Source organism: Flavobacterium melibiosi (assembly GCF_048158545.1).
Lineage (GTDB): Bacteria > Bacteroidota > Bacteroidia > Flavobacteriales > Flavobacteriaceae > Flavobacterium > Flavobacterium melibiosi.
Genome location: NZ_JBLNKU010000005.1, coordinates 108465 through 121229 on the forward strand (window position 1 = coordinate 108465; position 12765 = coordinate 121229).

General features: G+C 31.3%; 9 protein-coding genes. 2 read left to right on the top strand and 7 right to left on the bottom strand.

What is annotated here, in order from left to right; all coding sequences use genetic code 11:
• Positions 1 to 10 precede the first annotated feature (10 nt).
• The 4 genes from ACM55F_RS07910 to ACM55F_RS07925 all read right to left on the bottom strand — a co-directional run bounded on the left by ACM55F_RS07910 (position 11) and on the right by ACM55F_RS07925 (position 6726).
• On the bottom strand, positions 11 to 2380 hold the full coding sequence (locus ACM55F_RS07910) for a GumC family protein (RefSeq protein WP_416853271.1): 2370 nt from the start codon (positions 2378 to 2380) through the stop codon (positions 11 to 13).
• Between the two features lie 9 nt (positions 2381 to 2389).
• A complete protein-coding gene (locus ACM55F_RS07915) occupies positions 2390 to 3139 on the bottom strand; it encodes a polysaccharide biosynthesis/export family protein (protein WP_416853272.1) in 750 nt (249 codons plus the stop codon).
• Between the two features lie 267 nt (positions 3140 to 3406).
• Positions 3407 to 3865, bottom strand: coding sequence for a DUF547 domain-containing protein (locus ACM55F_RS07920; RefSeq protein WP_416853273.1), 459 nt, complete (start codon positions 3863 to 3865; stop codon positions 3407 to 3409).
• Positions 3866 to 4152: 287 nt separating this feature from the next.
• Positions 4153 to 6726, bottom strand: coding sequence for a T9SS type A sorting domain-containing protein (locus ACM55F_RS07925; protein ID WP_416853274.1), 2574 nt, complete (start codon positions 6724 to 6726; stop codon positions 4153 to 4155).
• 210 nt (positions 6727 to 6936) lie between these two features.
• Here ACM55F_RS07925 and ACM55F_RS07930 point away from each other — a divergent pair, with 210 nt between their 5' ends.
• Together ACM55F_RS07930 and ACM55F_RS07935 are read left to right on the top strand one after the other, a co-directional pair.
• Positions 6937 to 7161, top strand: a complete 225-nt coding sequence (locus ACM55F_RS07930; protein ID WP_416853275.1) for a DUF6922 domain-containing protein — start codon at positions 6937 to 6939, stop codon at positions 7159 to 7161.
• A gap of 66 nt (positions 7162 to 7227) precedes the next feature.
• A complete protein-coding gene (locus ACM55F_RS07935) occupies positions 7228 to 8727 on the top strand; it encodes a TOTE conflict system archaeo-eukaryotic primase domain-containing protein (protein ID WP_416853276.1) in 1500 nt (499 codons plus the stop codon).
• 40 nt (positions 8728 to 8767) lie between these two features.
• Here ACM55F_RS07935 and yidC read toward each other — a convergent pair whose 3' ends face one another.
• The 3 genes from yidC to ACM55F_RS07950 all read right to left on the bottom strand — a co-directional run bounded on the left by yidC (position 8768) and on the right by ACM55F_RS07950 (position 12754).
• The gene (yidC, locus tag ACM55F_RS07940) at positions 8768 to 10672 is read right to left on the bottom strand and encodes a membrane protein insertase YidC (protein WP_416853277.1); all 1905 of its coding nucleotides are present in this window, start codon (positions 10670 to 10672) and stop codon (positions 8768 to 8770) included.
• An 82-nt stretch (positions 10673 to 10754) separates the two neighbouring features.
• A complete protein-coding gene (locus ACM55F_RS07945) occupies positions 10755 to 12368 on the bottom strand; it encodes a CTP synthase (protein WP_416853279.1) in 1614 nt (537 codons plus the stop codon).
• Positions 12369 to 12520: 152 nt separating this feature from the next.
• Positions 12521 to 12754 carry a DUF3820 family protein gene (locus ACM55F_RS07950; protein WP_143386364.1) on the bottom strand — a complete coding sequence of 78 codons (234 nt, stop codon included), beginning with the start codon at positions 12752 to 12754 and terminating at the stop codon, positions 12521 to 12523.
• Positions 12755 to 12765: the final 11 nt, after the last annotated feature.

Below are 12765 nucleotides of genomic sequence, written 5' to 3' on the forward strand. Positions count from 1 at the left end.
CTATTTTCAGTTATTTTTTAAATACATTTTTATACCATTTCTTAATTTTGTATTGGACTGACGTGTTGGTAACCGGATCATTATCATAGCCGTAACCATATCCGTAGTTATAGGAATAACTATATCCATACCCTTTATTTTGGCCTACATTATTTAAAATAATACCCATATTTTTAATAGTGTTTAACGTCTTTAAATTTGAGATAAATTTGAGTAGTCTTTTTTCAGTAAAATTCGCACGAGTAACATAAAGTACAGTATCGGCTAGATGTGTAATTAGAGTTGTATCTGCAACCAATAAGGTGGGAGCAGTATCAACAATAATATAATCATAATCATTTTTTATTTCATTCAATAACAATTCAAATCGACCATTTGATAATAATTCAGCAGGATTTGGGGGAATAGTACCTGAAAAAATGATGTCAAAATTTAAATGGGTATCAGTTAGATGTTTCGCTTTTATATCATCAATTTTTATACTTGTGTCGTATAAATAATTCGTAATCCCTTTTAAGTTAGGTCTTTCTAGGTCTAGTTTTCGGTGTAATTGCGGATTTCTTAAATCGGCACCTATTAAAATTACTTTTTTACCAAGTGTAGAAAGTGTTATTGCTAAATTCAAAGAAACAAACGTCTTTCCTTCTCCTTTTATGGTTGAGGTAACAAACAAAATGGAGCCTCGCTCTTTTTTTGGGTTGATGTAATTGATGTTATTTCGTAGAATTCTAAAAGACTCTGATAATATGGAGCGGTCTAAGAACTGGATCGTCTTACTTTCTGTTTCAATAAAAGGAATCTCTGCTATTACGGGAACATCTGGTATTAATGACTCCAAATCTTCTTTGCTATTTATTTTATTATCAAATAAATAATAAAAATAAAGTATTCCAATAGGAAATAATATACCCAAAAGCAGTGCTGCAATAAATATTACGTTTCGCTCTGGAGCTATTGGACGAGCCGAAAAAATAGCATAATCCACTACTTTGATAGATGGATTTGTTATGGCTAAATTAATGGCAGCCTCTTCTCTTTTTTGCAATAACAAAATGTACAACGATTCTTTTATTGATTGTTGCCTTTCAATTGAGCGAACCCCTTTTTCATTAAAGGGCACTTTGTTGTATGCTACATTATCTAAATTGCTAATTCTGCTTATTTCATTTCTGTTGAATTCTAATACGTTTTGATATCCAATGATGGAAGCTCTTATGTTATTTTTTATTTGCAAAGCAAGTGATGTCGTTTCTTTAACCATAGGATTTGATTCTCCTCCACCAGATAACATCAATTTATTGCGTTTTAAAATTTGTTCATTGTAATTGGCAACTAATCCGTTTACTTCCTCATTTTCAATTCCAATATTTGAAGGTAATAGTTCAAGCCCTTTACTGGTGTTTAGGGCACTCATCATAAGTTTTGTTAATGCTAATTGAGTATTTGCAGTTTCTAATTTTGATTTTGATTCATAGTTGTTTTGCATTAAAACACTGGCATCAGCTTCAACAAAACTTAACCCTTTAGCCATTTTGAAATTCGCCTTTGAAATCTCTATAGAATCTAATTCGTTAAAAAGAAATTTAAATCGGTCATCAACAAATTCGATAGTTTTCTTGGAAACAAGTTGTCGGTCTTGAATACCGTCTTGGTTGAATACTTCAATTAATGTATTGACAATATCATTAATTTTTTCTTGATTAAAACCATTTAAAGTGAGGCTTAAAATGTCACTTTGTTTTACAACATAATCAATGACAATTCTATTTGAAATAGATTGCACGACACTTTTTCTTGTTTTTAAAATTATTTGATATTCATTGCCATTTACTTTCTTTAAAAATTGCTTGTTTTTAATGATTATTTTGAATGGAACAGCAGTGTTAAAATTTGTTTCTCCAAATTTATATTCTTTATTATTTTCTTTAACCTTGTATCCATTTTTTGTCAATACAATTTGAAAAGAGGCCTGTTGAGTGGTCAAAGAATCCTTTTCTTTTGCCCAAATGACCGTAAATGGGGCATTTTTCCATAATTCAATAGATTTTATTCTTCCTACACCGTAAATTTCAGTAGTCAGATTTAAACTATCGACTACTGCACCTATTATTCGGGAAGATTTCATAATTACGATTTCATTCCCTTTGCTAATCTCATTATTTCCGAAAATAGAAACATTGTCAGTTGGCAATTTAAAGGCCGTATTTGTATTGTCCAGGATTTTAATTTTGGCACTAGTTTGATAAATATCACTGGCATATCTCAAATAAAAAAAGCAACTAATCAGCGCAATTGTTACGGACAAAACAATCCATTTCCAATAGGATAGGTATTTTAATAGCTCTTCTTTAATATTGAAATTATTTTTTTTGCTTTCCAATTGTTTTGGTTATTTTGTTACTAATAAGAATGTTGTAATGGCAATTGAAACTATTGCCAATAAATTACCCAAACTAGGTATGTAGCCTGATGAAGTTATTTTTGAACCATTTGGATTGACATAAATCACATCATTTGGCTTGATATAATAAGAAGGAGAATCAAACCACTTTTTTGATGTCAAATCAATAGTAGTATAGGTTCTTTTATGGTCTTCTTCTCTAATTATTAAGATGTTTTGCCTTTTGCCATGAATAGTCAAATCCCCTGCGTAGCCTAATGCTTGAAGAATGCTGATATTTTGTTCATTAAAAGTATAAGTGCCTGGGCTTTTTACTTCGCCAAGAATTGTAAACTTTGCATTGGTTAACCTTACAGTAACAGTTGGATTTACAAGATGATTTCCATCAATCAATTTTTTGACTAAAAAATTCTCTAATTCAATTATTGTTAAGTCTTTAACTTCTATTTTTCCTAAAATTGGAAGAGTAACAGTATCATCCATTGTTACTAAATAACCATTAATGGCGGAAGAAGTAGGCTGGTTTGTATTATACATTGAAGCTAAATCTGGAGAACTTGAAGATACAATTATGCTTAAAATATCATTTGCTTGAATTTTACCTTCCGAAAAAATAGTTTTATCATGTTCATTTAAATTGACATCACTAAAGTATATCAAATCTTTTTTTGAAGCACAGGAGCTAATAATTAAAATTCCTAAAATAAGGATTAGGATTTTTTTTTGAGGTTTAATCATTTTAATGAAATTGTCTTTACGGGTTGCTTTGATTCTAGTTAAAATTTAACGTTCAGTAGTTTTTATCAAAAAATAATCTGGTTCTTTTTAAATAACATATTTTTGATAATGGATTGTTTTAAAGCATTTGTTTTTATATAAATTACAGGTTTTTTTGCTTATAAGTGCCATTTCCCCTTTTGTATCAGGAATTAATAGAGGTTTATTTTGCAAAATATAGCATTAGAAGGTATAATTAATTGAGGGAAAATGAATTTTGTTTTTTGTTTAACTAAAATAATCAAAATCCATTTTTTTAACTTCGGAGGTCTTGTATAAAATGCTTTTGTCTAAACACCTGGTAATTGTATTGTCCAATTTTTCAATAGCCAATTTTTTTATAAAAGAGGGGTAAAAAGGATTATATATTTTATAAAAACCTATTTTGTATTTTTGTTTTCTGAGAATTCCATATTCAATGTCGTTTAAGGATAAACGACATTGAGAAAATTTAATCCTCTTTAGTTTAAAAATTTTTTTATTTTGTATTTGCTCATTTACCATAATTAGGAGGTAGGCATTATAAATATTTACCCAAAAATTTTTCTTTAATTCATCAGTTTTTATTTTGGATTCTAAACTGCTAATCCTTATATAAAACAATTCTTTTCTAAGGGAAGTGGAATCCTCTTCCATTTTTGCTTTTACGAGAATACGTTCAGATAAATCGATGTAATAGTTTAACATAGTAAATTTTCTAATCTTTATTCTTAATAATTAGCAATAATAAATCAAAATAATTCAATCTATTATCTTGAAATTCTACATAATTATTTCAAGGCAAATATTCAATCTTTATTTGTTTTTAATTAGTGTATATTGTTAATTTTCTCTTCTCAAAATTAAATTTATGTTAACTTAAACTCATAACCGTACTTGACTTTTCTTTGCATAAAAATACCCCTAAAGAGTGTCTAACTTTTTTAGGGGGGGGGCATTACCAAATCAGGATTTATCTGATTTTCATTTTGAAATTATTCCTTTATGAATTTAGAAGTTGTACTCTCTTTATCCGAATTTATTTTGATAAAATAAATGCCGGTTTTAAGTTGCGAAACATCTATTGCTGTCGTATTATTATCTGCATTTATAAAAGTTTGGACTAATTGTCCAAGCGTGTTGTAAATAGTTATGGAACTAACTTCGAGTTGCTTTTTATCCGCTATATTCAAAATATTTTTTACTGGGTTAGGATAAATTGTAAAAAAATCTGAAAAAACATAGTTTTGTATTTGCAACGCCTGAATACTTGTTATTGCTATGTTTGTTGCAAGGGGTTGATTATAATCGAAATAAATAGTTGCTGAATTTGTTATTTCATTACCATTTACAAGAGCAGGCACTGTTTTAATTTTAAAGGCAACATACCCGTTATTATTGCCTGCATCAAAAGGTAAATTGATGTTTTGGAAAATAAATTCCACGGTAGTATTGCCTGTAATTTTTGTGGTAAAAGGATGACTTCCGTTTAGAGGCACAAGTGTTGCAATATCAAATTTTGAGGTGTCAATAAGGTCTTTTAGTACTATGTTTTGTGCTGTGGCTGAACCGGAATTTTCAAAACGAATCATATAATGCAAATAGTCTCCCACTTTTGTAGGTGAAATAACACTGCCTTCTAAACATATTTTGTCATTTAAATTTAAGGAAGTCACCACAATTTGACTTAAATCTGCACTATTGTCATTGGGTGTTTCATCCGTGGTGTTTGTTATAGCTACGTTATAATTTAATAGATGTCCATTATTTACAGAAGGCTTAACTTTTAAGGTTACTAAAATAGTTCGCGTTTCTTGCGGCAGTAAATTTGTAAAATTCCAATTCAAATTACTGGTGCTTTGAGAGGAAACGCTAGGATTTGCAGTTACTAAATTTAAAGCATTTGCATCAAAAGTTAGATTTACTATTCCAGATTGTGTTACAGTTCCTTTGTTTTTGTAGATAATTTTATACGTGCTGTCAAAATTGGTTCTAGCATTGTCAAATGGTAAAAAAGTAATTTCTAAATCAGTGTGACTGCCATTTGGAGTGATACAAAAAGAAGCAGTAAAAGGACTTGAGATATCAGGGAAAGTAACTGCGCTGCTGGCTGGAGAAATAGTGTAATAAGTTGGATTTTCAAGTACAGGCGATATGATATAAGTACCTTCTTTTACTCCATGGGAATAAGTGCCTGTCAAATCCGGAACTAAATTTACTGTAGTTGCATCATCAGTAATAGTCAATTTAAGATTTGGAAAATTATCGTCCAAAGCATCGCAACCATTATTGTTGTAGTCCTGTTTATTTTTGCCTTCAATAGTGTAATAATTTCCACCTGGAACAAAGGAGCAATAACTATTTACAAAACAATTAGTGTAGCCATTATTGGAAATTTCATCCTGAACATGCTCCATTTCCGATTCATCGGCACAGATATAATTTAGATTTGGATTTCCTGAAAGTAGTAGGGAGCTCTCATTACTGCCATTTTTTATAAACAGACTGTTGAGTAGATTGTCTGCAACAAATAAAAATTGCAATCCTGTTTGGTTACTTGCATCTAGCGTGACAAGTTTGTTATTGGTACAATATAAATATTGAAGATTTGTCAATCCGTTGATGTCTAAAGTTGTAATTTGATTATTGGTAAAATCTAAAACTTTAAGGTTCATCAGACCATTTACGAGTAATGATTGCAAGTTATTGGTGTTACAGTATAAATAGGTAATAGCCGCCAAACTGGTTGTATTTAATGTAGTCAGCTGATTATGATTGCAATTTAAACTAGAAAGGTTTACCAATCCATCAATTGTTAAGGATGCTAATTGATTATTAGTACAGTTTAAGCTGACGAGATTTGGCAAAATACTTACATCTAAAGACGGAAGTTGGTTAAAATTGCAATTTAAACTTGTAATATTGGTTAACTTGCTTAAGTCAAGTGACGTAAGCGTATTTCTGCTACATTCAAGTGTTAACAGACTAATTAAATCATCTAAATATAATGAAGAAATGGTATTGCTATTGCAAGTTAAAGATTGAAGATTATTCAGATTATTTAAATTTACCGAAGTAAGTTTATTGTCGCTACAATCTATCGTTAGTAGATTGGTTAAATCATTTGCATTTAGAATAGTCAGTTTATTTGATTGACAATATAAATTTTGAAGATTGGTTGCTCCATTTATAGTAAGAGTATTTATTATATTACTATTGCAAATCAAATCCGTTAATATTGTTAAATTACTAATATTCAAATTGCTAATCTGATTGTTACTGCATTGTAAAGAAACAAGATTTGTAAAGTTTTCAATTCCAATTAAGGAGCTTATGGAGGAACTTTCTAGGTCTAAAATGCTTACTTGTAATGCCTCGGTAATTTCTATTTCTCCATTTTTATTAACATCAATTGCAAAATAATCGTCAGATAAATTTCGTGCAATAGTATTACTGATATCGGATTGTAATAATTTTACTTTAAAATCAGCATCAGGAAAAGTTATTGTTTGTGCTGTTAAAGTGCTGCTTACAAGGGCTATAATTAATATAAAGTATTGATTTATCATCTCTTAAATTTCTAATTTTCAAAGATAAAATTTCACATCTGATGACCTTTTTTTAGATGTTATATAAAGGTTATGTTTTTATACCAAAGACTTTGAAACAAATAAAAAATGTTTTGAATTATGGATAGCTAGAGTATATCCACTAATTCTCTTTTGAACAGCCGTTTAACATTTATTAACGAATGTTATTAAAAAAATGACTAATTATGTATGGTGAAACAATCAGTAAACATAGCGACAATTTTTCCCAAACACTTATTTTGGGATATGGATCATAGTAAACCTAGTCTCTCCAGAGATAAGGATATTATAATCCCAAGGGCTTTGTTTGCCACAAACCAAGAAACTTTCGCAACAGATATTGTTAAACTAGAACAGTATTATTCCAAAACACTAATTCTTAAAATACCTCAAAACCAAAAAAGAGGGTATTAGTAACGAAGTTTGTGCAATGGTTGCAAAAAGATACAATGTATACACTTTTGCTCGTTTCAAACAAGTATGAGTGCAGTAAGTTCTATTCTAAAACAGACTATCTTAGAATTACAAAATTTATCAAGCATCTCGCAATTTGCATTAGGTGGTGGTACAAATTTGGCTTTAAGATACAACCATCGCATATCGATGTTACAATCAGGACCATTAAATAAAATCGAACTATTCAAATCTGTTTTTATGGGCAGAGAAGATGTATTTGCGGTACGCTGGGAAAAGGGAAATAAAAGCGGCTATATGCCAGCATACTTCTATGATCCATATAGATATCGGGCACATAAAATGAGTGGTGGCACTTTTCAAAATTACACAGATAAAGAATACTTACCTTTTACTGATAAAGAAATTGAAAAACACCTTAATGGGGAACAACTAATCGGAGTTTATCCTTTACTGAAAGATAATACTTCTTGGTTTATTGTTGCAGATTTCGATAAAGTTGATTGGGTAAATGACTGCACAAAGTTTATAACTGCTTGTACAGAAAAGGGAATTCAATCCTATTTGGAGCGTTCGCGCTCAGGTAAAGGCGGACACGTTTGGATATTTTTTGAACAACCTTATCCGGCAATTAAAAGCAGAAAAATTTTTATTTCAATTTTAGAACAAGCAGGAATTTTTTCTTTGTTCGACAAGAGTTCCAGTTTTGACAGATTGTTTCCCAATCAAGATTTTCTTTCCGGAAAAGGATTTGGAAACTTAATCGCACTTCCGTTTTATAAAAAAACATTGGAACAAGGAAATAGTTGTTTCATCGAAATTGATAGCTTGCAACCATTTCCAAATCAATGGGATTATATTAAAAACATTCAAAGAATCTCAACAACAGAACTTGATAAACTCTACCAAATTTATATTGAACCACAAAACATTGCTATTCCAACTTTACCACAATCTAACAATGGAAAGCTGACCATAACATTAAACAATGTTGTAAAAATTAATCGTAACGCAATATCTAGCCCATTGATTAATTTCCTAAAAGAAGAATTAAATTTTCTGAATACAAAATTTTTAATAAAAAAGAAAATGGGCAAAAATATTTTTGGAACCGAACGCTATTTCAAGTTTGTTGAAGAAACTGAAAATGCCATAATCATTCCAAGAGGTTTTATTGGGAAAATAATTCGCTTTTGCAGAGAAAATAAAATCGAATATGATTTTATTGATGAAAGAAAAAAACGAAATGAAGTTTCTTTTTTATTTAATGCACAACTCCGAGAACACCAGCAAATAGTGATTGATACTATCGGCAAGAAAGATTTAGGAGTAATTGTAGCTCCACCTGGTTCTGGAAAAACGGTTGTAGGACTAAAAATTATAGCAGAGAAAAGACAACCTGCTTTAATCATTACGCATCGCAAACAAATTGCGGAACAATGGATAGAAAGAATTGAAACCTTTTTAGGAATACCAAAAAATGATATTGGAAAAATCGGGCAAGGAAAAACTAAAATAGGAAAACAAATAACAGTTGCCATGATTCAAAGTTTATCAAACCTTTGAAATAAAAAAACCCGCTCAATTGAACGGGTTTCTTTATGATTTATTTTTTCTTTTGTTGTGCTTTTTGAGCTTCAGCCTGTTCCATAACTTCTTGAAGTTTTTTCTGGAATTTACCTTGTTTTTTAGGCTCTTTCAATTTATTTTCTTGAATTTGAGCATGAATCTTATCACTATCGATAAAGTATCTTTTAATGACAATCATAATTCCAATTGTAATTAGATTCGAAATAAAGTTATACAAACTCAATCCCGCGCCATAACTATTAAAGAAAAACAACATCATTATTGGCGAAACATAAATCATGATTTTCATCATTTTTGCCATATCCGGCATACCTTCTTGTTGTGGAGCAGCCATTTGTTGATCACCGGAAGTCATTTTCATATAGAAGAAAATAGCAATCGAGGCAAGCACTGGAAACAAACTGATATGATTTCCGTAAAAAGGAATATAAAAAGGCAATCGCACAACTTCATCAAAAGAAGATAAATCGTCTGCCCATAAGAAACTCTTTTGTCTTAACTCAAAAGCCGATGGGAAAAACTGAAACGAAGCATACATAAAAGGAAGCTGAATCAAAGCTGGAATACAACCTGCCATAGGATTCACTCCTGCCTTATTGTATAGTTTCATCGTTTCCTGTTGTTTCTTCATTGGGTCTTTTTTGAATTTTTCTCCCAATTCTGTAATTTCAGGTCGCAATACTTTCATCTTGGCTTGCGACAAGAAAGATTTAAAAGTAATAGGTGACATCGCCAATTTTATCAAAATTGTAAAAATAATTATCGCAATTCCGTAAGCAATATAAGAGCTTAAAAATCCGAACAATGGAATAAATATAAGCTTATTGATCCATCCAAAAATACCCCATCCAAGTGAGATTGTTTTTTCAAGATTCTTATCGTATGCTTTTAATGTTTTATAATCTGTTGGACCAAAATACCAACTCATCTTATAATCCACTTCTCCATTATCAAAAGCTAATGGGATATTCGCTTTGAATTGCTTCGTAAAAGTAGTATCCACTTTATCATCATGAACCAAATCAGTAGATTTCAATTTAGCCTTTTCAAAAGGTGTTTTTGTCAAAAGAATCGTAGAGAAAAAATGTTGTTTGAAAGCTACAAAAGTTGCTTTTTCAAGATCTGATTCTTCTAATTTACCAAGTCCTGCATAATCAATCTTTCCTTCTTCGTGTTCGAAATATATTTCTGTATATCGGTTTTCGTAAGCTACACTTTTCTCGTTTCTATAGGTTTTCAAATTCCATTCTAAATCCAATGGTTTAGAAGTATTCAAAACCTTATTCAATCCTTGAGAACGAATATCAAAACCAATCATATAATCATTTGGTTTCAATACGTATTTGTATTCTAAAAACTCGTTTGCTCCTGCTTTCAAACGCATAGACAGAACTTGATCCGCTCCAACTTTTGTTAAAGTTGGTTCAAAAAATAAGTCTTTTGTGTTTAAAGTACGGTTATCACTGGTAAGTAATTGCACATTCAGATCGGCATTATTGTCTTTTATCAATTCAACCAATTCTCCTGAACCTTTTTTGAACTTTTCAAATTGTTTCAACGTAGCCCCAACAATATATCCTCCTTTATTGGCAATTGTCAACTTAACTAATTCGTTTTCAATAGTGGTGAAACCAGCTTTCGCAGAAGGAAGTGTTGCTGAATAAGCAAAATTCCCTAACGTTTTTTGCAATTGGGCCAATTGTGTCGAATCTCCGGTTGCTGCAACAGCAACTGTAGCTGTAGCAACTGTTTTAGCTTCCAATTCTTTGGCTTTGGCCTCCTTGATTACCAGCTCTTTTTTGGCTTTCTCGGCTGCAATGGCTGCCTCATCAGGCTGATTTTGATACATGATCCAAATCAAAATACCAAAAATCAATACAAAACCTATAATCGAATTAAGGTCAAATTTTTTCTCTTCCATTATTTTATTTAAAAAAGTTTATTGTTTAAAGTATAACGTTTACTGAATACTGTGCCTTAACACCGATTCTAAAAACGAAATACTATTTTTTCTTTGCCTGAACAGCCGCTGCAACAAAATTCACAAAAATAGGATGTGGATTTGCCACTGTACTTTTGTATTCAGGATGGTATTGAACCCCAATAAAAAACGGATGGTTTTCTAATTCAATGATTTCAACCAAACCTGTATCTGGATTTACCCCAGAAGCGATTAAACCTGCATTTTGCAATTGCGCAACATAATTACTATTGTACTCATAACGATGACGGTGACGTTCTGAAATAGTCTCTTTTCCGTAGATTTTATACGCCAATGAATCTTGTTTCACATCACATTTCCAAGCTCCAAGACGCATTGTCCCTCCTTTATCAGTTATGGTTTTTTGCTCTTCCATCAAATTGACAACAGGATGTGAAGTTTGCTCATTCATTTCGGTAGAATTAGCATCGGGATAACCCACAATATTTCTTGCGTATTCAATAATTGCCATTTGCATACCCAAACAAATTCCGAAAAACGGAACTTTATTTTCCCTTGCATAACGAACCGCTTCTATCTTTCCTTCAATTCCTCTTTCACCAAAACCTGGCGCTACAAGAATTCCGTCTAAACCTGCTAACTTTTCTTCAATATTTGATTCATCAATATATTCTGAATGTATAGAAATGACATTTACTTTGGTTTCATTGGCAGCACCTGCATGAATAAAAGCTTCCAAAATAGATTTGTAACAATCTTGCATTTCTACATATTTCCCGATCAAGCCAATATTTACGACATGCTTAGGATGTTTTAATCTACGCAAGAACGTATTCCAGTTTTTTAAATCCGGAGCTGCTTTTTTAGGCAAATCCAATTTCTTTAAAGCTACAATATCAAGTCCTTCTTCCAACATTAAATTTGGCACTTCATAAATGGTTGAAGCATCGATAGATTGGATAACCGCCTCTCTTTTTACATTACAAAACAAAGCCAATTTATTACGTATTTCATCTGAAATTTCGTGTTCTGTCCTACAAACTAAAATATCAGCTTTTATACCGCTTTCCATTAAAGTTTTTACCGAATGTTGTGTTGGTTTTGTTTTCAATTCCCCTGCAGCAGCCAAATAAGGAACTAAAGTAAGATGAATTACTAAACCGTTATGTTCTCCTAATTCCCATACCAATTGGCGAACCGATTCAATATAAGGCAAAGATTCGATATCCCCTACTGTCCCACCGATTTCGGTAATAACAATATCATAATCACCCGATTTACCAAGCAATTGCATTCTATCTTTAATTTCATTGGTGATATGAGGAACAACTTGTACCGTTTTCCCTAAAAACTCTCCTCTTCTTTCTTTTTCAATAACCGAAAGATAAATTCTACCAGTCGTTACATTATTGGCTTGAGAAGTTGGAACATTCAGGAAACGCTCGTAATGCCCTAAATCCAGATCCGTTTCTGCCCCATCATCGGTAACATAACATTCTCCATGCTCGTAAGGATTTAAAGTACCTGGGTCAACATTGATATAGGGGTCAAATTTCTGAATAGTAGTCCTGTACCCTCGTGCTTGTAATAATTTCGCCAAAGATGCTGCTATAATTCCTTTTCCTAAAGAAGAAGTCACACCGCCAGTAACAAAAATATATTTCGTTTGATTCATTCTGTTGTTGTTTGTAATGTAGTTGTGTAAAAAACGTGGCAAAAATACAATTATAAATTGAGAAAATGCTAATTTGAAAATGAGATAATTTGGAAATTTGAGAATTGTCCAATGCTCGGTTTTTTAAACCGAAACATTATTGAATTAACAAATTAAAGCGGTTTTGGATATCGCTTTTTGATATTTCGTATCAATTCCTCTAATCCATTCAATTTTAACTCATAAATAAGTTGAAGCTGTTGCCCTAATTCTCCTTTTGGAAATCCTTTATTACTGTACCAAACTACATAATATTCCGGCAAATCGATAAGATACTTGCCTTCATATTTACCAAAAGGCATTTTGGTATGAGCGAGTTTGATGAGTTGTTTTTGGTTTTGTTCCATTTTTTTTGAAG